Below are 24,064 nucleotides of genomic sequence, written 5' to 3'. Positions count from 1 at the left end.
AAAATGAATTGGATAGTCTGGTTAGGCAGTATGATTTTGGCTGCCTGCCAGCCCTCTCCTCGTTATGTGATTGAGGGACAGATAACGGGTTACGAGGGGCGAATATTGTTGGTTACCCCGAGAGTGACGGGAACGTGGGATACCTTGGGAAATGTATTGTCGGCAGATGGCACGTTTCTCTTTGAAGGAAGTGTAAAAGAACCGGTTATGGCAGAAATTGTGGCTCCGGACACGAGGTTACGAGTGCCTATACTTGTTGAAAATAGCGAGTTCAAAGTGGAAGCGAATATACCGGATGTTTCAACTTATGCCATAGATGGAGGAGGAGTTCTGCAACAGCAACGGAATGAACTGCGGAAAAAAGAGTTGGAGATAAAGGTGCAAAAAGATTCGATGCGATTAGAATACGAGAAAATTTACGGCAATGATTACTTCGGTAAACTGCAAATACGTGGTTTATTGTCTAAAATGGATGAGCGTTATAGTGAAGTTGAGAGTGATTTTGTTCGTCAACACGATAATCTTGTCGGTGCTGCCGTCGTGTACGGGCGTATGCAAACTTTTTACAGGGCAAAACGTCTACACGAGAGATATGCTTTGCTGGGTGAAAACGCTCGTAAAACAGTTCCGGGGCTTTTAATGAAGCCGTATGTCGATAAAGAGTCACGAATCATCGTCGGGGGAACCGCTCCCGATTTCAAAATGGTAACTCCCGAAGGAGATTCGCTTTCCTTGTATGATATAAAAGCAAAAGTAAAAATACTGGATTTTTGGGCTTCTTGGTGTGGACCTTGTCGCGCGGAAAATCCTAATGTCCGGAAAATTTATCGCAAGTATAAAGACGCGGGATTGGAAATCGTAAGTGTATCTTTTGATACCAAAAAAGAGGCATGGATACGAGCGATTCAAGAGGATAAATTAAACTGGATTCATTTGTCTGATTTAAAAGGATGGAGTAGCGTAGCTTCCGACCTGTATGAAGTTCACGGCATTCCTTACGTTTTCGTGTTGGATGAAAACAATCGAATTATAGCTGAAAGCCTAAGGGGAGAAGCGTTGGAAGAATGTATTGCTGCAGCTTTGAAAGGAACGGAATAGGCTTGTTTTTTAATAACTATTTGAAAATGTGTAGGGTGTGTTTCGACACACCCTCTCGTCCATAAGGCCTGAAAGTCTGACAATATCAAGATACGGAAAGGTCAAGCACGGGAAAGGGAGAAGATGTTCTCACGTCGGGTTATCGGAGTTCAGTCGTTTCGAAACGGCTGGACAATGATGGAATAACGGTTGAAGAACGAGAGAAGGGGCTGATTGAGGTCTTAACGTGAATTGTAATATCTTTATTGTCTTGCTTAATAATGTTCTAAATCTCGCTGATTTTGCCTAACTTTGTGGTTTAAATGCAAGAGAAATGAGCAACGGGTTATATCCTATCGGTATTCAGAATTTTGAGAGCCTGCGGAAAGACGGGTATCTTTACGTGGACAAAACAAGGTTGATTTATAGGCTGGTAAAATCAGGGCGTTACTATTTTTTGAGTCGTCCGCGTCGGTTCGGGAAAAGTTTGCTTATCTCGACGATTGAGGCTTATTTTCAAGGAAAACGTGAGGTGTTTCATGGTCTTGCCATGGAGGAGTTGGAAAAAGAGTGGCTGCAACATCCTATTCTGCATCTTGATTTGAATATCGAGAAGTATGATTCCGTCGAGAGCTTGGGCAATATTCTCAATGATAACTTGACCCGGTGGGAGAACCTTTACGGGCGGGAAGCGTCGGAGGTGTCGTTCTCGTTACGATTCGCTGGGGTTATTCGCCGGGCTCACGAGCGGACAGGGCAACGGGTGGTAATTCTTGTTGACGAGTACGATAAGCCGATGTTGCAGGCCATCAATAACGAAGGGTTGCAACGGGAATTTCGTAATACGTTGAAACCGTTTTACGGGGTTTTGAAAACCATGGACGGGGATATCAAGTTCGCTTTATTGACAGGTGTTACCAAGTTCGGGAAAGTCAGCGTGTTCAGTGACCTCAATAATCTGAATGATATATCCATGGATAACCGGTATGTCGCTATATGCGGGATGACGGGGGAAGAGATTCATCGTTATTTCGAGGCTGATTTGCGCGAATTGGCTTCTGCCCAGAAAATGACGTACGAGGAAGTATGCGCCCGGTTGAAGGAGTCTTATGACGGGTATCATTTCGTGGAAAATTCCGAGGGAATTTATAATCCCTTTAGCGTGTTGAACACCTTTTACAAGATGAAATTCGGTAGTTACTGGTTTGAAACGGGGACCCCGACTTATCTGGTGGAATTGTTACAGAAGAACCATTATAATTTGGAACAAATGTCCCGGGAGGAAACGAGCGCGGAGGTGCTGAACAGTATCTACGCGGACGAGAGTCCGATTCCCGTGATTTATCAAAGCGGGTATCTCACGATTAAGGATTATGATGAAGAGTTTGGAAATTATATTCTTGGATTCCCGAATCGTGAAGTGGGGGAGGGGTTTGTCAAGTTTTTGATGCCGTTCTACACGAGAATAAATAAAGTGGAATCCCCATTCGAAATTCAACAATTCGTGAAAGAAATCAGAACTGGTAAGCCGAATGCTTTCTTGTGTAGGCTTCAGAGTTTTTTTGCCGATACGCCTTACGAGATTATCCGGGATTTGGAAGTGCATTATCAGAATGTACTTTTCATTGTTTTTCGTTTGGTGGGCTTTTACGTGAAAGTCGAGTATCACACGTCGGAGGGAAGGGTTGATTTGGTGTTGCAGACAGACCGTTATATTTACGAGATGGAGTTCAAGTTGGACGGAACGGCGGAGGAGGCTCTGCGTCAGATAGAGGAGAAGCATTACGCTCGCCCGTTCGAGGCTGATTCCCGGCAGTTGTTCCGGATAGGAATTAATTTTGACAATAAAACTCGAAATATCGGGGAGTGGATAGTGGAATGAAAATAGGTAATAAATATTTAACAGGATGCAGATATTAAAGAAATATTGGAAAGACTTTGTCATTTTTTGGGGGTTGTTCGTGATATTCGTGGGAGGAATATTTTTCTTTTTTTACTTGGTTTCCGACGGGAAATTAGGTTTTATGCCCACGTTCGAGGAGTTGGAAAATCCGAATAATAGTTTTGCGACAGAGGTGTATTCTGCTGACGGGAAAATCATAGGGAAATATTTCGAGGGTAGCGAGAACCGTCGTTACATGGAATATAAAGATATTCCCCAGAGCGTGATTGATGCGTTGATAGCCACGGAGGACGTACGTTTTTATGAACATAGCGGTATTGACGTGCGCGGTCTGTTCCGGGTGGCAAAAGGAATGGCGACAGGTAATTCGGCAGCCGGGGGAGGTAGCACGATTACCCAACAGCTGGCAAAGATGTTATTCCCCAGAGAGGCAAACCAAAGCTTCGTGGAGTTGGCTGTCCGTAAATTCCGGGAATGGGTGATTGCCGTGAAGTTGGAAAAGAGCTACACGAAAGAGGAAATCATCACCATGTATCTCAATAAATTTGACTTTTTGAATTTGGCGGTAGGTATTAACTCCGCGGCAAATATTTATTTCTCCACTTCTCCCGATTCATTACGGGTAGAGCAATCGGCCATGTTGGTGGGTATGGCGAAAAATCCTTCACTTTTCAATCCCGTGCGTCGACCGGATAAAACGTTGGGGCGCCGGAACGTGGTGTTGAGTCAGATGTTGAAATATGACAAGATTTCCGAAATGGAATGCGATTCTTTAAAGAATTTGCCGTTGGGACTGGATTTTCATAAAGAAGACCATAAAGAGGGTATCGCTACTTATTTCCGGGAATATATGCGTTTGTACCTGACAGCTAATAAACCGGAAAAGAAGAATTACAAATGGAATAAAGATCAATATGCCGTTGATTCGCTGGCATGGGAGAGGGACCCGCTTTACGGGTGGTGTAACAAGAATCTGAAATCCGACGGTTCCCGTTATAATATTTATACTGATGGGTTGAAGATTTACACGACTCTGGATTCCCGGATGCAAAAGTACGCGGAGGAGGCGGTGACCGAGCATTTAGGGGGAACGTTGCAACCGACTTTTATGGCGGAAAGAAAGCATAAAGCGAATCCGCCTTTCTCCAATGACCTGACAAAGGAAGCGATTAATGAAATTTTGAATACTTCTATCCGGCGCACGGAGCGCTATCGCTCCATGAACAAGGCTGGCAAGAGTTTTGCCGAAATCAAGAAAGAGTTCGCTAAACCGATAGCCATGTCTGTTTTCACGTGGAATGGAGTGCGTGACACGACAATGAGTCCGTTGGATTCTCTGAAACATTATAAATCGTTCTTCCGTGCCGGATTTATGGCAATGGAACCCGCTACCGGACATATCAAGGCGTACGTGGGAGGTCCTAATTATCATTATTTCCAGTATGATATGGTGAGCACGGGTAAACGGCAGATCGGATCTACTATTAAGCCGATTCTTTACACCTTGGCGATGCAGGAGGGATTGGAGCCCTGTCAGAAAGTGTTGAACGTGCAGCAAACTTTCGTGTTGCCGGACGGGACTACATGGACGCCCCGCAATTCGACAAATAAGCGTGAGGGTGAGATGGTTACTTTGAAATGGGGGTTGGCGAACTCGGTAAATAATATTTCCGGTTGGGTATTGAAGCAATTTACCCCGGAGGCAGTGGTACAGATGGCTCATAGAATGGGTATTAACAGTTTTATAGATCCGGTGCCTGCTATATTCTTGGGTTCTTCGGAAGTTTCCGTGAAAGAGATGGTTTCCGCTTTTTCCGTGTACGCGAATAAAGGAGTGTACAATTCGCCGATAATGGTGACCAAGATAGAGGATAAGTACGGTAATTTATTGGCGACGTTCCAGCCCGAATCCCGAGAGGTAATCACGGAGAATACGGCTTATTTGATGGCAAATCTTTTGAAAGGTGTTATTGATGAAGGAACCGGTATTCGGTTACGCTATCGTTATAAATTTACCAATCCGATCGGTGGGAAGACCGGAACGACACAGAATCACTCCGACGGTTGGTTTATCGGAATCACTCCCGATCTTGCCGGGGGAGTGTGGGTTGGAGCTGAAGACCGTTCCATCCATTTCCAGAACTTGGCGAATGGTCAAGGAGCCAGTATGGCTCTCCCGATTTGGGCATTATTTATGCAAAAAGTATATGCCGATAAATCGCTTGCCGTTCCGCAACGAGATTTCGAAAAACCGAATGGCGTGAATAAAGTCCTTGATTGTGATGATGAGGGTGACGAGGTGGTCACTGAATCCGATTTCGTGGATGAAATTTTTGACTGATACAATTGAAAATTGAAAGTTGAAAATTGAAAATGAAAGAGGAAAATATTGTTGCGGGGAAGTCTTTCCGATTTGCGGTACGGATAGTTAATTTGTACAAGTTTTTATGTGCAGAGCGTAAGGAGTTTGTGTTGTCGAAACAGTTGCTTAGGAGTGGGACGTCGATTGGAGCGTTGATTAGAGAGAGTGAACACGCGCAGTCTAAAGCAGATTTCATTAATAAAGTGAATATAGCTTTAAAAGAGGCCAATGAAACGGAATATTGGCTTCTATTGCTGAAAGAAACAGATTATTTAACCGAGTCAGAGTTTGATTCTATCATAGGGGAGAGCCGTGAATTAATCCGGCTTACAGCAAGTATAGTAAAAACAACAAAATTGAACGTTGAAAACTAATCATTTTCAATTTTCAATTTTCAATTTTCAATTGTTATGGTGAAATCTAAGACCGTTTACGTTTGCCAGAATTGCGGGGCGAAAGAATCCAAGTGGGTAGGGAAATGTGCCACTTGTGGAGAGTGGAATAGTTTTGTGGAGGAAGTGGAAGTTGCCGTGAAGGGGAAACGGGCGGCTTCTATTATCGGGAACAGTTCTTCCCGCCCGTTGAGGTTATCGGAGGTGAAAACCAATGCCGACGAACGGATGGATACGGGCGACGGGGAATTGAACCGGGTGTTGGGAGGCGGAATTGTACCGGGATCTATGATTTTGTTGGGCGGAGAGCCGGGCATCGGGAAATCCACTCTTATCTTGCAATTTGCCTTGCATAATCATAACGGGAAGGTGCTTTACGTGTCGGGGGAGGAAAGTGTATCCCAGATCAAGATGCGGGCACAACGTTTGGGTGCGGAGAATGACGATTGTTTGTTTCTTTCCGGTAATTCACTGGAAGCGGTGCTGGAACATTCCCGTGCACTGGAACCGAAACTGTTGATTATCGATTCCATTCAGACATTGTCTACCGAAACGGTGGATGCTATCCCGGGAAGTCTTTCACAAATACGGGAATGCACGAATGTATTGTTGCGTTTCTCCAAAGAAAATACAATTACCACGATATTGATCGGACATATCACGAAAGACGGTCAGCTGGCCGGTCCCAAGATTTTGGAACATATGGTGGATACCGTGTTACAGTTCGAGGGTGACCAACAACACATGTATCGCATCCTGCGTTCCATGAAGAACCGTTTCGGTTCGACGTCCGAGATCGGGATATACGAGATGCTGCAATCCGGTTTACGTCAGGTAGCAAATCCTTCCGAGTTGCTCCTTTCCAATCATGACCAGAATTTAAGCGGGGTGGCGGTTGCCGCCACGATGGAAGGCGTCAGAACGATTTTGTTGGAAGTGCAGGCATTGGTAAGCACGGCTGCTTACGGGACGCCCCAGAGGTCTGCAACGGGCTTTGACACTCGTCGTTTGAATATGTTGTTGGCGGTGCTTGAAAAACGGGTAGGATTCCGTTTGGCGGCAAAGGATGTTTTTCTGAATATCGCGGGAGGTATTCGGGTGAGTGACCCTGCCTTGGATCTCGGCGTGGTTATGGCTGTACTTTCCTCGAATATTGACGCCCCGATACCGTCGGACACGGTATTTGCCGGGGAAGTCGGGCTTTCGGGTGAAATACGTGCCGTTAGTCGTATCGAGCAACGGGTATTGGAAGCCGAGAAATTGGGGTTCCAACAGATATTCGTGCCGTCGGGGAATAAAAAGGCGCTTGTCAAAACTCCGGCACATATAAACGTGAAATTCGTGTCCCGAATAGGAGATATTTGCAGGGATTTGTTCGGTTCATAGATTGTTATCCACCATGTGTTTTCGTAGGATGATGACCGCTTCCCGCCGTTTATTATAGACGGTTTGGAGAGCGATACCCAGTTTTGATGCAATCTCTTCCGGTTTCCAACCTTCGAGATACATACGAATCACTGTGGCGTAATCTTCGGGCAGGATTTGAAGGGAATCGTACAGGGTTTTGTACAGTTCCACACGTTCCATATCGTCCGAGAATTCATATTCTACTTTACACTCCAATTCGAAACGTTGCTGATGTCCCAAATGTTTTAATTTATTCTTGTATGCGTTTTTCAGGGCGATAAAACAGAATGTCTTAATGTATGCCAGCGTGGGAAATTGAACAGAACTTCGCTTCCATATATCGGCCATGACATCTTGGATAATATCTTCGGACGGGATGTTGAGAGATTCAAACAAACTAGTAGCGTATAGATATAGTTCCCTGTATATCATACGATAAACAATCCCGAACACACGTGCATCCCGTTGATTAAATAATTTTAAAAGTTGATCATCCGAATAGTCTGAATGAAACGTCATATACCTTCTATTTTTGCAAATGTAATTTTTTTTTCAAAAAGAATAGTTTTTCACGGTAGTTTTTCATGTTTCGATTTATATATACGTAAAAGCATAAGCTATGAAAACTGAAAAAGATATAGAAAAAATCATAGATACGATAAAAATCCCCTCAGACAAAGAAGTGGAGGCTGCCGGACTTCGCTTTGACAGACGTCTCCGCCGGATGAAGTTGCGTCGTCGCTTGATTTGGGGTACGAGTTCTGCAGCAGCAGTGATTCTGTTTGGGATAATTTTTACTTTGTTGTGGATAAATGAGCCGGAACATAAGTTGGTTGAAGCTGTGAAGGTGACCAAGGTCGTGAAGGTTGAAAATAAAGTTGCTGTTCCCACGTTGATTCTTTCCGGCGGTAATAGTGTGAACTTGCAGAAAGAAAATGTAGGGGAAACAATTAATGGGTCGAATATTCGGGTGGAAGAGAATCATATCGCTTATGACTCGATGGTGAATAATACCCGGGGGGTGGAGTACAACGCACTTGTGATTCCTGCCGGATATATGTACAATGTTACGCTTGCCGACGGAACTCGGGTAATGTTGAATGCAGGAAGTCGTTTGAAATATCCGGTCGAGTTTATCGGGGAACGGCGTGAAGTGGAGCTTTCCGGAGAAGCATTTTTTGATGTTACGAAGTCGGAAAAACCGTTCGAGGTAAATGTATCCGGTTCGAAAATTCGGGTTTATGGAACACGATTCAATGTTAAAACAACTCGATTGAATACGCTCGAAGCGGTGTTGGTTGAAGGTAATATAGGGTTCCAATCACCTAACAGAAATGAGATCCGAATTACGCCGGGTGAACAAGTTTCTTATGATTCCGGCTCCGGTCATGTTGAAGTGCGGCAAGTGGATACCCGATACGCTACGGCATGGATGGACGGGGTATTTAAATATCAAGATAAAAAATTGAATTTAGTATTGGAAGATATCTCTGCGTGGTATGGAGTTGAATTTGAACCACAGGTCGATATTACAATAATTGAAGTAACCATGAATCTGAACAAGAAAACTCCGATCAATGAAGTGATTTCGTTTATCGAGTTGATGACAAATTGTAAATTCGTAAAAGAAAGGGGGCATTACATTATAAAGAGATAACAGAAAATCCAAAAAGATATCCCGCAAGGCGGGATAATCTTAGAGCAAATTGCGATTACATAAAATTGGACCTTTAGCGATCGCAATGTGTTACTAAATGATATTTACTTTTTAATCAAATAGTATTACAAATTTATGCAAAAAAAATCAAGAGCGGTATGCTTATCGCCTAAAAAATACGTATTGTGCATTTTTTTTATGCTTGCTACGTTTAGTTCCATACCATTGAGTATGTGCGGGGCTACGAATCATATATTTGACAATATCCAGAAAAAAGTGACCATTTCTATGAAAAATGCCACTTTAGAGAAAATTCTTGCTGAGATTAATCGGCAGACGGGAATAGATTATGGTTTCCAAAGTAATGACAAAATAGATAAAAATCGTCCTTTCTCTTTAGAGGTGAAAGATGAAACGGTAGAAAATGCTTTGGATATTTTGTTAGGTAATAGTCCTTACGATTATATCATTGAAAGTAATCGTATTGTGATTATTTTGAGGCAAAAACCTGTTGTGAATCTGATTAAAGTCAGTGGTAAAATCGTGGATGAAAAAGGAAATCCGATCGCGGGTGCAACAGTGCTTATTCAAGGAACCACTCAAGGAGTATCCTCGGATGCCGATGGACGTTATTCTATTTCGGCAAGAGCAACAGATGTATTGCGGGTTTCTTTTATCGGTTATAAAACAGGAGTCGTAGAAATAAAGGGGAAAGATAAAGTCAACATTCGATTAATTCCCACGGAAGAGAATCTCGAGGAAGTAACCGTCGTGGCTTTCGGCGAGCAGAAAAAAGAAAGTGTGGTCTCTGCAATTACTACTGTTGATGCAAGAAACTTAAAATCTTCAAGTAGTGATTTGACATCTCAATTTGCTGGAAAAATCGCCGGAATGATCGGGTGGCAGACGGGAGGACTTCCCGGGGCTCTGACGGAAGAAGAGATGAATACCAAATTCTACATTCGGGGTATTACTTCATTCCAAACGAGTGCTAACATTGATCCTCTTATATTAATCGATGGAGTGGAATCTTCAAAATTGGATCTTTCTCGTATGGTTCCGGAGGATATAGAAAGTTTCAGCGTGATGAAAGATGCCTCTGCCACGGCGATGTACGGTGCTCGAGGAGCTAACGGGGTTATCCTTGTGACGACTAAAAGAGGGCAGGAAGGTAGTGTCTATACCTCTTTCCGTTACGAAGCTGTTGTAAGTATGCCAACGAGGAAAATTGAGGTGGTGGATCCCACTACTTATATGAAAATGTACAATCGGGCATTACTGTCTCGTGATCCTGAAGCAACCCCCCAGTATAGTGTGGAGCGCATCGAACGTACAGGTTCTCCTCTTTATCCTTCTTGGGTATATCCCGCCAATGATTGGTATGATATCATGTTTCACGACTATTCCATTAATCATCGGGCAGGCCTAAATCTTCGGGGTGGTTCTCGTCAGGTTCAATACTATGCTTCTGTTAATTACGTCCGGGATGAGGGGATGTTGAAAACCGACCGTTTGAACCAGTTTAAATGTAATATCGAAAATAGTACATTCTCTTTCCGCGCGAACCTGAATATAGACTTAAGTGCTGGGATTCGCCTGAACATTAACTCCTCAGCCAATCTGGATAAATATCACGGTCCTTATGCAGATGTAACACAGGCTTACGGTATGGCTTTCAACGCTTCGCCTGTGGATTTTGCTCCGACTTACCCGGGAGATGCTACATTTGCCTGGCCGCATCTTCGTTTCGGAGCCGTAGACCAGAATACGGCTAATCCCTATATGGAACTTCATAAGGGATACAAAGATCGCCGTCGTTACTCGGCGGTAGCTCGGGCGGAGTATATTCATAATCTTTCACCCATTCTCAAAGGATTGGAATTACGGGCTTCCGTTTCGCTGAATCAGGAGGGATACTATGTCAACGCTTATGTTACCGATCCTTATAGGTATGCTTTAGCCAGTTATGATTTTGAAACCGGTGTGCATAAGCTAAACGCGATAAACTCGCTTAATGCATCAAGAACATTGGAGAAAGACGGACAACAAAGTGGTGGTTCTCAATCCACGCAGATGACTTACGAGATACAGGGGTTGCACGTGGCAGCTTGGGGAGAACACCAGACCAGTTTGACAGCGGTATTAAATGCGCAAGAGAATTCAACCTCTCAGACACAGACCGTACTGGACGGTATTCCTCGTCGGAATTTGGGATTATCCATGCGTGGTACCTACGGGTTTAAAAGTAAATATTTCCTAGAAGCCAGTTTCGGTTATAACGGTTCCGAGCGTTTTGCCAAGAATCATCGATTCGGCTTCTTCCCCTCGGTCGGCGGAGCTTGGATCGCATCAAAAGAGAGCTTGTTGGCGAACCATACAGCCCATTGGCTTTCTTTCTTGAAATTCCGTCTTTCGTGGGGTAAGGTCGGAAATGATGGGGTTATTAATGATCCGCATTTCACCCATTTACCTTTAATAAAAACGGAAAACGTTATGGATCCTTCTCCGGGTGGACAACAGATGAAAAAATATAAAATCACGGCTTATCCTAACGATAAAATCACGTGGGAAATTGCCGAGCAAATCAACTTCGGTATAGAAGCTAAGTTTTTCGGCGGGATCGTGGATATTAACGCAGATATCTATCAGGAGGTACGCCACAATATTCTTGACTACCGTTACACGATGCCTTCGTCTACCGGTTTGGAGATGATGCAAATCGGGAACGTGGGTAAATCCCGTTCCCGGGGAATAGACCTTGCGGGTAAGGTGCAACATATGTTTTCCCAAGACTTCTGGATGATACTGAACGGTACGTTCACTTACAATAAGGCTGTATTTAAAGAAATTGAAGAGGCTACCGACAAACCGGCATGGCAACGGAAAAAAGGTCATGAATTATCCCAAAAGGTGGGTTACATAGCCGAAGGTCTTTTCCGTGACGAGGCAGAAATTGCAAATTCTCCCCGGCAGGGTGGAGATGTGATGCCGGGAGATATTCGCTATCGTGATTTGAATGGCGATGGCGTGATAGACGTGAATGATGCCACTTACATTGGTTTTCCCAGTACACCTCGTGTTATTTACGGGTTTGGCGGGCTTTTTGTTTTCAAAAACATCGAGTTCAACTTCTCTTTTCAAGGCTCAGGAAAACGGGCTTTCTTCGTGGACCCGCAGAAAATCAGCCCGTTCGTGAAGAATCGGGCGATGTTGAAAGCTATTTATGACGATCACTGGAGTACAAATAATATGCAAGAACGTCCTTTCTGGCCGCGTCTTTCCACGCAATCCATCGAGGTACATAATCCTCAGGAAGACTGGAAAAGTGGTGCTGAAGAGCGGAAATCGACTTATTTTATGCAAGAATGTAGCTTCCTGCGTTGTACTTCTATCGATTTGGCCTATAATTTCCCACAGAAGGTGATGCAAAAATTGAAAATGCAAAGCGTGAAAATCTATGCTCGTGTTAATAATCCTTTCTTGATCACGAATTTCAAGATTTGGGACGTGGAATTGGGAGACAGCGGTTTTAACTACCCGATTCAACGCACTTGGTCGGTTGGCTTGAACGTAAGTTTCTAATTTAAATAAATGTAACAATGAAAAAATATTTATTATCTATATTTTGTGCTGTTCTCCTCCTCCCCGGATGTGACTATCTCGATATGGTACCGGAAAAGGACATCGAAACGGTGGAGTCGATTTTCGAGCAACGGACAAAAGCAGAGGCATGGTGGAAAGGGATTTACAGTGATTTGAATACCGTAATGACGGATATTCGTTCAAATATTTCCTATATGGGTGCCGACGAGTACGTGACCTGCTTGGCTTTATATAATTCGGATATGTATGGTCTTGACGGATTGAAAGTGGCTGACGGGCTGCAAATGTCACAAAAACCTTATGGTTCCCTGTGGTATAGAATGTATATTATTATTCGGAACTGCAATACTTTTCTCGAGAATATAGATCATACTTATAATATTGATGAAGACGATCGCAACTGGTGGAAAGCAGACGTGAAAGCGGTGAAGGCGTTTGTCTATTTTGAATTGGTACGTCGTTACGGTCCTATTTGTCTGATTCCCCAAAATATGCCGGTAGATTTAGATGTATCGAAGTATCAACTGCCGCGTCAACCCGTGGATACTTGTTTCAAGGAAATCGTCAATTTACTGGAGGAGGCGATGAAATATATGCCTATGCATTACCAGCGATTATCCAACAACGGACACACGTTCTGTCTAGAAGCATTATATGCGCTGAAAGCCAAAGTGCTGCTTTATGCCGCATCTCCTCTTTTTAACGGGAACGTGTTCTATTCCGATTTTAAGAACAAGAACGGAGAACTGCTTTTTAACAAAACTTATGATCGGAACAAATGGTTGTTGGCTGCCGAAGCTGCAGACAAAGCAATCGAGATATGTTTGCAGGGAGATCGAAAATTATCTTCCGGGTATAGTGCAAAAAAAACAAAGTTGTTAAACACTATGTATGACATCGAGAATACCACATTCTCTCGTTTTGACAATCAAGAATATCTGTTAGAATGGAAATATGTTTCTGGATTTCATACATTTACTTTACCGAGGTTGGTCGGCGATAATAAAAACTTCGAAGGTAGTGCACTCGGCTGTCTCTCTCCCTCGATGAAGATGGTGGAGATGTATTACACGGAACACGGGTTACCGATTGATGCCGACAATGACTGGGCTTATGGAAATCGCTACAAATTGGGTTCCGAGAGTAGTCAGCTTTACGAAAATGTGATCCCGTTGAATACGTCAGTAGTAAATCTTCACTTGAAACGGGAAGCTCGTTTTTATGCCAGTATTGCTGGCGACCGGATGTACTGGCAACGGGGAAATAACACGCTGCAAGATGATTATAACTTACTCGTGCAAGCACATAAAAATGAAGAGCCTTGGGGTACGCAAGCAGATATTATCGTTAGTAATACTTGGCAGAACATCAATGGTTACTGGTTGAAAAAACACCTTTTCTCGTGGTTTCCCACCCAAGGTTATGCGAATAACTTACAGGGAATAGAAACAGCCGCGATCATTCGTCTTGCCGAGGTTTACCTTATGCAGGCTGAAGCTTGGAACGAGTATCTGGAGACACCGGATGATCGGGTGTACAATCCGCTTGATGAAGTACGCAAACGGGCAGGAATCCTACCGGTACGGGAGGCTTGGAGGAGTTACTCCAACAACCCCACGAAAGTGGAATCACAAGTCGGTATGCGTGATATCATTCGTCAGGAATGTAATATTGAATTTGCGTTCGAGGGACACCGTTATTGGAATATTCGCCGTTGGCTGATCGCACCTCAGGAGATGAATCAGAAACAATACGGCTGGAATATCCTCGGAACAACATATCAATCATTCTATAACAATGAGAACGGACCGGTTGTCGTATGGAGCAAAAATAAATTCGTGGCACCCCGGGACTACTTCGAACCGATTGATGCCGAAGAGATTTTAATCTCCGGAATGGTACAGAATCCGGGGTGGTAAAAGAACAGTCACAATACATTTTAAAATATCAGACGATGAAAAAACATAAATGGATATTATTCTTCCTGTTACTGGGTTTTGTTTCCTGTAATGATGATAATGTCATTTTCGAGACATCAACGGAAGGCTTGGAACTTAAGTTTATGCCTGTGGCGGGCGGAGCGATGATGCACTATACTCTACCGAATAATAGAGATATCTTTGCCATGAACATTCGGTATTTGGATGCACAGGGGAATAAGGTATTGAAAGCCTGTGGTTACAGTGGCGATTCACTCCTGCTGGATGGTTTTACCAGAGCACAAGAGGCAAGTGCCAGCATCACTTTTGTCAACCAGAACAATGTAGAATCCGAGCCCTTAGAATATAAGTTCAACACGCTGGATAGCGCACCTTGGGCATTTTTTAACGATATTGAAGTATATTCTTCATGGAACGGTTTCCGGGTAATCTATAAAAGTCCCTCGGTTGTAACCGGAATGGCTCATGTTTTTTATTTGGGAACCAATCCCGTAACAAATCAGCAAGACACGATTTTAATAAAGAGTTTCCCGATTGTTCGGGCAGGAGACACGTTGAATTTTGTCGTGCAGCAGGAAAGAGCGAAGAACACGGTGGTTATCCGTACGGAGGATTTTCAGGGCTATCGGGTAAGACAGGAAATCTATCCGGATATAGATGCTTATCAGACTGAAAAATGGCCGATGACGGCAGATGATTTCAAGGGACCTTCCGTGGAAAATGAAAAAGCGAAAACAGGAGTGAAATATTTGTTCGACGGGGAGTTAAAAGGAGAAGAGCGTTTGATCGCCTCGGCTTCCCAAAATCCGATAAGTCAACCGTGTACGGAAGTATATGCAACCTATCTGGCAGGTCCTCAGGCTTATGGAAAGCCTATCATACTTGATATGAGAGAACAGAAAATACCGGCTTGGATCCGGATGTACTGCCTCTACCCGCTACGAGCAATTAATGCCACTCCGGGGTTCGCGTTGGGAGAAGTATGGTTAGGTTCTTACGAAGACAAAGTGCCTTGTAAGGTGGTGGTGTATGGTAATAATGAATCTCCGGATCCGAATTCCGGCAAGTGGGAGTACTTGGGTAAATTGCATCAGGATTCTTTGGCTACAGGTAAAAACAAATGGTCGAATCTCACATCGCAACTGGAATTTGCCCCGCAAGACGTAAATGAACTTGCCCAGAAAGATCCGGTCTATGTGGATGTTGTATTCCCTGCACGCGCCCAAACTTATCGCTATCTGAAAATTATAGTAAATGATACGTTCAAGGGGAGGAATCCGGAAATAGATCGAAATAAGGAAAAGTATTTCACGTTGCACGAACTAGAAGTTTATGTAAAAAAGAACTAAACCATGAGAAAGAGAAAACACATAATAAACTTATTTGCGGCGGCGGCATTGCTGATCGGTTGCAGCGAAAGCTTGGAGGATACGTATAGTGACTTTTCCGGAGACGGAAAGATCCATTACGTGGCAATGTGCACGGAAGTCCATGCTACTCCCAGATGGGAAGGTTTGGTCGTGGATTGGATAAATGGTACAGATGCCACGATCGATAAAATAAAAGTAATATGGTCATTCGAAGACCTTAAAGATTCGGTATTACTTCCGAAAACATCCGATTCTTTCGAGTTAAAGAATTTGGCGGACGGGACATATCGGTTCGATGTTTGCGCTATGGATAAGGCAGGGAACGAGTCGTTAAGAGAAACAACCTACGGACGTCCTTACACGAGGCAGCACGAGATTATGCTTGCCTTCACGAGGGGTGTCGTGAAATCTTATTTCTTGAAAAATAAAATGATTTTCTTTTCCGACCATTGGAACGAGAATATCGAGGAGTTGAAATTGAAATACAAGGATACAAACGGAGAAACTCAGTACTATACGTTCCGTGAAGCAACAAGTAATACTCTTATCACGATTGATGACGTGAGTATGAATCCTGCCGATACGGTCTATGTACTCCGCAAAGGGAAAGTGGCGGACTGTCCAGATGTGATCGACTTCGACCCGTTTGCGGTAAGTCGAAAGAAGATTTACAGTGCGGGATTCGTTAGTGCGATAGAACAGCGTTATGGCTACTCAACGACTACAAAAGAAAAGGAAGAGAAGTTTGAGGAGTTTATCAATAATGTGACAGAACTGGAGTTCGATTACGATATCGAAACTTTTGAAGATGTACTTTATTGCCCGAAGCTGCAAAGAATCATATTCGGCAAAAATCGTTACTTACAGCGCTTTCCCAATACACCGTATGACATGAGTAAATTACTGGGGCCTCTGAAAAAAAGTATGCTGGTATTGAACAAGGCAAACGAAATATTGGGTATGAGGATCGATTCTTACGGTCCTGGTTATAATGCACATTATTTGGGTAGCCAATATATAGATTATATGGATATCAAAGGGTATCCTGTGTTACCTCGATTAAACACCGTAAAAAAGGAAGAGTTAAGGATGTTTAACGATGGAAACAGAATTTTATGCACACCCGTTGATCCTTATGCGGACTTGGATTATTTGTTAGATGACAACTTCTCTACCGTGTGGGAAACAACTTCTTTTACATCTGTACGCACCTATGAAATGATGATGGAATTCATGACGGAAACAGAGATCAAAGGGATAAAAGTAGCACAGCCGAATTATAACCCGCAAGCGGACAAGGAAGCAGCATATGTAATTCCTTCTGCGATCACCATGCAGACTTCTACCGATGGCGTCATTTGGAAAAATGTCACATTTTTAGAGACCAATATTTTGGGACGTGGTTCGGGAGAGGTGACTCTATTACCGATTTCCGATGCCGGGGGTAGCCGATTGGTAAAATATATCAAATTTACCTTGCGTGACGGAGTGAATGCAGGAGGTACGACCAAGTGTAAGTTAGGAGATGTTGTTATCTATAAATAATCATATATACACGGTTGCGAGAGCGACCGTGTATCAAATACGACTAAAAAAGTATGTTTAAAATCAATTACTTAATCAGGCTCTTTTTTAGTGGGGTACTGTTATTGGTTTTCTCCGGGGTATTCGGTCAAGAGCAGGAGGAGCGCCTCCTGCAATTGATGAAGCAGGAGTTGAAGTACAACATGGAGGAGTTAAAAAAGCAAGAGAACGCACCCTACTATATGAATATGAGGGCGATGGACGACTACACCATTACAGTTGTAAGTTCGTTCGGGGCTGTGGTATCGGCAAATGAAAACCGTATGCGGACACTGGTGCCGCAAATTCGCTTGGGAAGCCCGGAACTGGATAACTTCAAGTATAACATGCAGGGCGGTGTTTCCGGGGCTAACGCACAAGGCGCACAAGGAGTAATTCTACCTTTGAACGACGATGCGGATGCCATTCGGGAAGCGATCTGGCGGGAGACGTTGAAACGTTACGAGTTTGCCCGGAGTATGTATGACCAAACAAAGATGAAAGCCGCGGTAAGCGTGGCGGACGAGGATAAAGCACCGTGTTTTTCCAAGACTCCGGTGGAACATTATTACGAGGCTCCCGTGGCTGCCGGAAAACAAAAGATGGATATCAAACGGGCTTGGGAACAGCGAATGGATGAGGTTTCCGCCGTGTTCAAGACTTGTCCCGAGTTGCGCCAAGGATCTGCTAGTTTTAATTTTCAAGTTTTACGTACCTATTTCGTGAACAGCGAGGGAAGCGTAGTGGTGCAGAACCGGGTAGCTACTCGGGTGATGTTGATGGCATCACTGAAAGCTGATGATGGAATGGAGTTGCCGCTGAACATGGATTATTTCGCGTACACGCCTGACGAATTGCCGGATAATGATCGGATGATTGTTGACGCACAGGATATGATCAAACGATTACTGGCTTTGCGTGACGCACCGGTAGCTGACCCGTACACGGGTCCTGCAATCCTATCGGGACCTGCAAGCGGCGTATTCTTTCACGAGATTTTCGGTCACCGTTTGGAAGGTCACCGTTTGAAATCGGGTGGGCAGACGTTCAAGAAAATGGTAGGTGAACAAGTCTTACCCGCTGAATTTCAAGTTTACAGCGATCCGTTACTCAAATCTTATGTCGATACGGATCTTTACGGTCACTACGTGTACGATGACGAGGGCGTGAAAGGGCGCCGGGTGGACAACGTGGTGAATGGTGTGTTGAAAGAATTTTTGATGAGTCGGGTTCCGCTGGATGGTTTTCCCGAGAGCAATGGTCACGGACGTACTTCCGGGGGAGGTGATCCCGTGTCTCGACAATCCAATCTGATCATCGAAACGACACGCCCCTACACGGAAGACGAATTGCGTGCCATGCTAACGGCTGAAGCTAAAAAACAAGGAAAGGAATACGGTTATTATTTCCGTACCGTGACAAGCGGTTTCACGTACACGGGCGAGGGTGGAAGTTTGAACTCGTTCAACGTGACTCCCTTGGAAGTGTACCGGGTGTTCGTGGATGGTCGTCCGGATCAACTGGTGCGGGGTGTGGACATGATCGGAACACCCTTGTCAATGTTTTCTAATATCACGGCGGCCGGTAACAATCCAAAAGTCTTCACGGGCGTTTGTGGTGCGGAATCAGGTTGGGTACCCGTGACGGCAATATCACCCACGATATTCGTGAGCCAGATAGAAACACAACGTCGTGCACAAGCACGTGATATAGCCCCGGTTTTACCTTCACCGAAACCGGAAAATAAAGTTATCGGTAACACGGACGAAACGATTTTCGCGGCCATGCGTTCCGAACTGGATCGTAATAACGCTGCCCTTGTGTTGCCGGGTGGTTCGAAACCCTATTACATCTCATACACGGTAGCTCGTTACCGTCATTTTCAAGCGGTAGGCTCATTGGGAGGGTTATTGCATTTGAGTGTTTCACCATGGAAAATGAATGGTGGCACACAGTTAATGCTTGGGGATTACCAGAACAACAGTGACGTGCAGTACTCGGAACAAATTGCCCCGGCACAATTACCGTCGGAAGTGGATTATGACGTGATACGACGAGGTTTTTGGGAGTCGTCGGATATGATGTACAAATATTCGCTGGGCATGATGGCACAGAAAGCGAATTACCTGCAACAAAATCCCCTTTCACCAGAAGAAGCGGCTTTGGCGGATATGCAACCATTACCGGCTGTGACCCGCTTGCAGGAACGTCGAATGAAATATGACATTGACCAAGCTGTTTTGAAACAACTCGTGGTTGAAGCATCGGCAGTATTTAACGAGTACAAGGATATTTACAATTCCAGTGTGGTAATCAACGGAACGGAGATAGATATGTACCGGCTAACTACTGAAGGGGTACAGTTGAAGGAACCCGGGGGATACGTGAACGTGACAGTTTCTGCCGAAACACGAGGAGATGATGGCTCGAATCTAGGTGATTCATTCTCTCTTTCACTATTGACTCCGGCGGAAATTCCTTCCGTCGAGAAGTTGAAAGAACGGGTGAGAGAGTTTGCCGAAGGATTACTTCAATTGAAAGCGGCACCGCCGGTGGCAGAGTACTACAATGGTCCGATCATGTTCGAGGGAGGAGCCGTGGCAACTATTCTGGCAAACAACCTCCTGTATCGTGGCGGATTAGTCGCCGCCCGTTCGCTTTCCCCGACGAGAGGTGGGTTGGCAGATCAATTCGGGCAAAAAATCATGGACAATCGTCTGACTGTAAAAAATTACACGACCATGAAAGAGTATAACGGCGTGCCGTTATATGGCTATTACGAGATTGATGGTGACGGTGTGACTCCGGAAGCAGAAATGGTACTTGTCGAGAAAGGTGTGTTCAAAAAGATGCTGAACGGTCGTATCCCGACATTGAAAGCCCCGGAAACAACCGGTAGTTCCCGTTTCATGATGTCACCGCAAAGCCCTACGCTAGCGACCGGAACGGGTACTATTCACGTGCAGGCGGAAAAAACAATGACTCATGAGAGAATGAAAAAATTGTTGCTTAAGACAGCTAAAGAAGCCGGACAATCGTGCGCTTACATCGTGAGAGGGATTTCTGGGTCGGCACTCGTGGTTTACCGCGTTGATCTCAAAGATGGAAAAGAGACACGGGTTCGTACAACGGGCTTCCGTATGCCGGATTTGACCAAGTTATTGAAACTAGTTGCGATATCCTCAAAGGAGGAGGTAATGAACTACTTGCCTAACTCATCTCCCGCCTCAATGATCTATCCCGCCGGGATGATCGTGGACGGTTTGGTAATCGATAAGGCAAACCCGAAAACGGAAAAAGAACCTGTACTAAAACTCCCGAGACAACGGGAACAGAAATAATTAAATCATTAACATAGAGGTTGTCTGAAAAGTCCCCGCTTGTCATCCTGAATAAAATACGGACTTTTCGGTCACCTCTTTTAAATCTAAATGAGAAAATGAAAAAGATTTTATTTACTGTATGCTTGTTATTAAGTTGTGTTATCGTGAGTATGGCACAAGGTGATAGCTACAAGATCGAGGGACGGTTGGACAACTCCGTCAACGGAAAATTACTACTGGTTGCCAGCACGGAAAATGGGATGGTCGACATAGGCGAGGCCACGGTTGCGAACGGGGTTTTTGAGTTTACAGGCAGAATGCCGGAGGTGACATTAGCATACTTGATGCCAACTAAAAAAAATGCAATATTAGCAGCTTTGATGCTGGAGAATGCGAACTATACGATTGCTGTGGGCTCCAATGAGCTGATCGTTGAGGGTGGCGGTGAAGCGCAGAAAATATGGAAAGAATTCAACGATTTGGACAAATATCTGGCGCAAAGCGGACAGCAATTGCAAGCACAAGCACGGGCAAATCCGGCACAAGCGCAGAAACTAGAACAAGAGTTCAAGAAAATTGCCGCACGAATGGAAGCTGAAGAATTGGCTCTATTAAAAAAATACAATGACACGTATGTCGCTGCTTACGTGATAGCTGCCAAGTTGCCGCAAACCCTTGATGAGACGAAACTGGCAGAGCGTTACGAGATACTGGGAGAGAAGGCTAAGGCTACACCTTTCGGCAAACAAATCGCTACCGAACTGGAAAAAATACAGAAGATAGCGATAGGAGCCATAGCCCCTAATTTCAGTGCGGCGTTGTCCGATGGTGGCGTACTTTCTTTGCACGAGACAAATGCGAAAGTGAAAGTCATTGATTTCTGGGCATCTTGGTGCGGTCCTTGTCGACGAGAAAATGTGAATCTGATAAAAATTTACAAACGCTTCCGCCCGAAAGGTTTGGAAATCATCAGTGTTTCAATTGATGACAACAAACAGGCTTGGTTGGCTGCTATCGGTCAAGACGGCTGTAACTGGAAAAACGTGTCCGACTTGAAAGGACAACGTTCCGAAATCGCCGCCGAATACTGCGTGAAAGGCATCCCCTGCACCTTTATCCTCGATGAGGAAAACCGTATCGTGGCTAAAAACCTTCGCGGCAGAGACCTCGAAAAAAAGATTGACGAGATGCTGAAAAAGAAGAAAGAATAGGTTCAAAGAAGAGTGGTTTAAACTCGAAGCCGTCTCAGTTCTCATCCTTGAGGCGGCTTTTTATTTTAACTTCTTAAAATAGCGATTATGAAAAAAACTTACTCCTGTTTTTGGTAATAAGTACGTTAATCTGCTTATCGTCATGTGCCTCGTTACATGAAAACTTGTCGAAAAAGGAGATTGAAGAAGCTCTCCGTGCAAAAATAGATAGTCGGGAATACAGAATTGATTTAACACCTCAGGCTTTTGCTGGAGAAGAGGGTGCAAACCTGTATATCCCGGAATATTTTCAAGTGTGCGGAGATTCTATAATCTCTTGCATGATATATGATAATCCTTTTCCGGGTTCGTTCCCACCTAAAAATTATATACAACATGTGCGAAGTGTTAAATATGAAATTTTGAACTATCAGCAAACGGAAACCCGACGAGGCCGTATAATTGTCAGCTTTTAGTATAAAATAAAATACGACGAGTATGCCCCTTATCTGTTGGCAAAATATAAAGATTGGCTTGTACCCGCGGGTTACAAATTAGAATTATTAATTAAAAATCTATGAATTATGAAAAAAGTAATTCAAACACTATTGAGCAGTCTCTTATGTGCCACGTTGGCTGAAGCTCAGGTTGATAAAAATCCTGTCATTGTAGATACTTTGCCGTCAAGAGTGATTAACGGTTTAGAAGTTGTACCTATAAAAGCAAGTTCTTATATAACAGGGAAAATATATTATTGGAGATTACAACTTCCCGATTTTGAAAAGAAATTTCAAAATTTCGAGAGTAAATCTCCGGGTAGAATCAATACTCGTTTTATATCCAACGAAACAAGAGAGTCTATTTTCAATTGGCAGGACAGTGTCTGGTACAATGTTGTACCGACCGAGATAAAAACATCAATAAAGAAGTGTTTATCCTCGGCAAATTTTGCTATTCTACTTTATATCAATCAAGAAGGATGTGTTTTCACTGTTGGGTTCGAAATGACGGACAATATATTTCAAATGTTAGATTCTCTCCCGAAAAACATGATGAAAGACCTCTGCAATAACTTGCAAAAGCAAACCTGTGAAACAATAAAACTAGTTGAATTTCAGTCTTCAGACGATCGATTTGACGGATTAGGGAAAGAGTACATTATCAAGAATATGAATTGGTATGTTTACGACACGTACGGAACATGCGACCAACTGAAAATACTAAAAACGCTGGAGTGAAAATATGAATCGTTTTAGCGAAATGGATGTGATAATTACCAATACAGTGAGAAATATAATTTTAATATTTGAAATTGTATTGTATATTTGTTGCGAAATGTTTCAAATATGCTTCTGGATCGGGAAAAGAATAGAGATAAAATATGTACACGGGTCTTCGAAAAGTATTATCGGGAATTGGCGTTTTTTGCGTCCCGTGTGCTGAAGGACATGGAAGCGGCAGAGGATGTAGTGCAGGATGTATTTGTCATGTTGTTCGAGAAAGGGATTCCCGTTGAGGATGAAGAAGAGTTGAGTTCATATCTTTATGTTATCGTGCGTAATCGTTGTCTGGATTACATCAAGCATTTGAAAATCGTAGAGAAACATCAACAAGAGAATGTGGGGACAGAGGTATCGCAAGAATCGATACTGGCATCGATCATTGAAACGGAAACTTTATCTATTTTAAAACGGGAAATAGAATTATTACCCGCCGAATGTGCAAAAGTGATGCGCCTCTCGCTTTTCGGTTATAATAGCACGGAAATAGCCCGGCAGTTAGGTATTGAGCCCAGTACCGTGCGGGCTCAGAAGCAACGGGGTATCTCGTTATTAAAAAACACGCTTCCTTCACGAATCTTTTTATTGGTTGTCTTTAGACTGCTTTAATGAGTTCCCTTGGAACATTATAGGTAAACCTACCCAAGTCAGTAACGTAACGGGTATATACTTGGTGGCTTGCCGAGTGTTGATTGGGAGATACTTCTATCATACTTCTATTCTACCCCCATGAAACACCTATCAGGATAAAAAAATGTGGTGGAGTAATTGTTTTTTGGTATAGGTTTGTATATATGAAATGCCCTTGAAATGGATTTAAATATTCCGATAAAGATAGTTCTTCCATATTATCCGGTATTGAATGGTGTTTTACTCCGGTGATGTTATTCAAACCGTGGTTCATGCGTATTGGATTGTAGAGAATAACCGCACGGGAAAGATTTAAAAATGTTAAAATCAGAGTCTGTTTAGTCACTTCGGATTCGTTAGTCGTTAT

The 24,064-nt window shown here is 43.7% G+C and carries 15 protein-coding genes; 14 read left to right on the top strand and 1 reads right to left on the bottom strand.

From position 1 onward, the window contains the following. Window positions 1-3: 3 nt before the first annotated feature. The 5 genes from Q5866_RS00460 to radA all read left to right on the top strand — a co-directional run bounded on the left by Q5866_RS00460 (window position 4) and on the right by radA (window position 7,120). Window positions 4-1,098 (top strand): TlpA disulfide reductase family protein, encoded by a 1,095-nt coding sequence (locus tag Q5866_RS00460; protein ID WP_303178082.1) that lies wholly within the window; start codon window positions 4-6, stop codon window positions 1,096-1,098. 313 nt (window positions 1,099-1,411) lie between these two features. Next, window positions 1,412-2,959: an ATP-binding protein gene (locus tag Q5866_RS00455; RefSeq protein WP_303178080.1), complete on the top strand. Its 1,548-nt coding sequence runs from the start codon at window positions 1,412-1,414 to the stop codon at window positions 2,957-2,959. A 31-nt stretch (window positions 2,960-2,990) separates the two neighbouring features. Then, window positions 2,991-5,321 carry a transglycosylase domain-containing protein gene (locus tag Q5866_RS00450; protein ID WP_368501996.1) on the top strand — a complete coding sequence of 777 codons (2,331 nt, stop codon included), beginning with the start codon at window positions 2,991-2,993 and terminating at the stop codon, window positions 5,319-5,321. 32 nt (window positions 5,322-5,353) lie between these two features. Next, the gene (locus Q5866_RS00445) at window positions 5,354-5,716 is read left to right on the top strand and encodes a four helix bundle protein (protein ID WP_099291400.1); all 363 of its coding nucleotides are present in this window, start codon (window positions 5,354-5,356) and stop codon (window positions 5,714-5,716) included. A 36-nt stretch (window positions 5,717-5,752) separates the two neighbouring features. Continuing rightward, a complete protein-coding gene (radA, locus tag Q5866_RS00440) occupies window positions 5,753-7,120 on the top strand; it encodes a DNA repair protein RadA (RefSeq protein ID WP_186974934.1) in 1,368 nt (455 codons plus the stop codon). Here the strand turns inward: radA and Q5866_RS00435 are convergent. Then, window positions 7,115-7,660 carry an RNA polymerase sigma factor gene (locus Q5866_RS00435; RefSeq protein ID WP_186974935.1) on the bottom strand — a complete coding sequence of 182 codons (546 nt, stop codon included), beginning with the start codon at window positions 7,658-7,660 and terminating at the stop codon, window positions 7,115-7,117. The genes radA and Q5866_RS00435 overlap by 6 nt on opposite strands. 100 nt (window positions 7,661-7,760) lie before the next feature. Here Q5866_RS00435 and Q5866_RS00430 point away from each other — a divergent pair, with 100 nt between their 5' ends. The 9 genes from Q5866_RS00430 to Q5866_RS00390 all read left to right on the top strand — a co-directional run bounded on the left by Q5866_RS00430 (window position 7,761) and on the right by Q5866_RS00390 (window position 23,676). Next, complete coding sequence (locus Q5866_RS00430; RefSeq protein ID WP_186974936.1) at window positions 7,761-8,798, top strand: FecR family protein; 1,038 nt, start codon at window positions 7,761-7,763, stop codon at window positions 8,796-8,798. Between the two features lie 288 nt (window positions 8,799-9,086). After that, the gene (locus Q5866_RS00425) at window positions 9,087-12,380 is read left to right on the top strand and encodes a TonB-dependent receptor (RefSeq protein ID WP_255469404.1); all 3,294 of its coding nucleotides are present in this window, start codon (window positions 9,087-9,089) and stop codon (window positions 12,378-12,380) included. Between the two features lie 17 nt (window positions 12,381-12,397). Continuing rightward, on the top strand, window positions 12,398-14,320 hold the full coding sequence (locus Q5866_RS00420) for a RagB/SusD family nutrient uptake outer membrane protein (protein WP_186974938.1): 1,923 nt from the start codon (window positions 12,398-12,400) through the stop codon (window positions 14,318-14,320). Between the two features lie 35 nt (window positions 14,321-14,355). Then, on the top strand, window positions 14,356-15,690 hold the full coding sequence (locus Q5866_RS00415) for a DUF4959 domain-containing protein (protein ID WP_186974939.1): 1,335 nt from the start codon (window positions 14,356-14,358) through the stop codon (window positions 15,688-15,690). Between the two features lie 3 nt (window positions 15,691-15,693). Continuing rightward, complete coding sequence (locus Q5866_RS00410) at window positions 15,694-17,256, top strand: DUF4998 domain-containing protein (protein WP_186974940.1); 1,563 nt, start codon at window positions 15,694-15,696, stop codon at window positions 17,254-17,256. Between the two features lie 53 nt (window positions 17,257-17,309). After that, window positions 17,310-20,615 carry a metallopeptidase TldD-related protein gene (locus Q5866_RS00405; RefSeq protein ID WP_303178072.1) on the top strand — a complete coding sequence of 1,102 codons (3,306 nt, stop codon included), beginning with the start codon at window positions 17,310-17,312 and terminating at the stop codon, window positions 20,613-20,615. Between the two features lie 98 nt (window positions 20,616-20,713). Beyond that, window positions 20,714-21,808 carry a TlpA disulfide reductase family protein gene (locus tag Q5866_RS00400; protein ID WP_186974942.1) on the top strand — a complete coding sequence of 365 codons (1,095 nt, stop codon included), beginning with the start codon at window positions 20,714-20,716 and terminating at the stop codon, window positions 21,806-21,808. Between the two features lie 563 nt (window positions 21,809-22,371). Next, complete coding sequence (locus Q5866_RS00395) at window positions 22,372-23,025, top strand: hypothetical protein (protein WP_186974943.1); 654 nt, start codon at window positions 22,372-22,374, stop codon at window positions 23,023-23,025. Window positions 23,026-23,133: 108 nt separating this feature from the next. Further along, window positions 23,134-23,676, top strand: coding sequence for a sigma-70 family RNA polymerase sigma factor (locus tag Q5866_RS00390; protein ID WP_186974944.1), 543 nt, complete (start codon window positions 23,134-23,136; stop codon window positions 23,674-23,676). Window positions 23,677-24,064: the final 388 nt, after the last annotated feature.

The organism is uncultured Butyricimonas sp., from assembly GCF_959596855.1.
GTDB lineage: Bacteria > Bacteroidota > Bacteroidia > Bacteroidales > Marinifilaceae > Butyricimonas > Butyricimonas muris.
This window is presented reverse-complemented; position numbering and strand designations above follow the sequence as displayed.

Coding starts and splice junctions, on each gene's coding strand:
- Q5866_RS00430 (WP_186974936.1), top strand. CDS start 7,761: ATGAAAACTGAAAAAGATATAGAAAAAATCATAGATACGATAAAAATC.
- Q5866_RS00435 (WP_186974935.1), bottom strand. CDS start 7,660: ATGACGTTTCATTCAGACTATTCGGATGATCAACTTTTAAAATTATTT.
- Q5866_RS00455 (WP_303178080.1), top strand. CDS start 1,412: ATGAGCAACGGGTTATATCCTATCGGTATTCAGAATTTTGAGAGCCTG.
- Q5866_RS00390 (WP_186974944.1), top strand. CDS start 23,134: ATGCTTCTGGATCGGGAAAAGAATAGAGATAAAATATGTACACGGGTC.
- Q5866_RS00460 (WP_303178082.1), top strand. CDS start 4: ATGAATTGGATAGTCTGGTTAGGCAGTATGATTTTGGCTGCCTGCCAG.
- radA (WP_186974934.1), top strand. CDS start 5,753: ATGGTGAAATCTAAGACCGTTTACGTTTGCCAGAATTGCGGGGCGAAA.
- Q5866_RS00445 (WP_099291400.1), top strand. CDS start 5,354: ATGAAAGAGGAAAATATTGTTGCGGGGAAGTCTTTCCGATTTGCGGTA.
- Q5866_RS00395 (WP_186974943.1), top strand. CDS start 22,372: ATGAAAAAAGTAATTCAAACACTATTGAGCAGTCTCTTATGTGCCACG.
- Q5866_RS00425 (WP_255469404.1), top strand. CDS start 9,087: ATGAAAAATGCCACTTTAGAGAAAATTCTTGCTGAGATTAATCGGCAG.
- Q5866_RS00410 (WP_186974940.1), top strand. CDS start 15,694: ATGAGAAAGAGAAAACACATAATAAACTTATTTGCGGCGGCGGCATTG.
- Q5866_RS00420 (WP_186974938.1), top strand. CDS start 12,398: ATGAAAAAATATTTATTATCTATATTTTGTGCTGTTCTCCTCCTCCCC.
- Q5866_RS00415 (WP_186974939.1), top strand. CDS start 14,356: ATGAAAAAACATAAATGGATATTATTCTTCCTGTTACTGGGTTTTGTT.
- Q5866_RS00405 (WP_303178072.1), top strand. CDS start 17,310: ATGTTTAAAATCAATTACTTAATCAGGCTCTTTTTTAGTGGGGTACTG.
- Q5866_RS00400 (WP_186974942.1), top strand. CDS start 20,714: ATGAAAAAGATTTTATTTACTGTATGCTTGTTATTAAGTTGTGTTATC.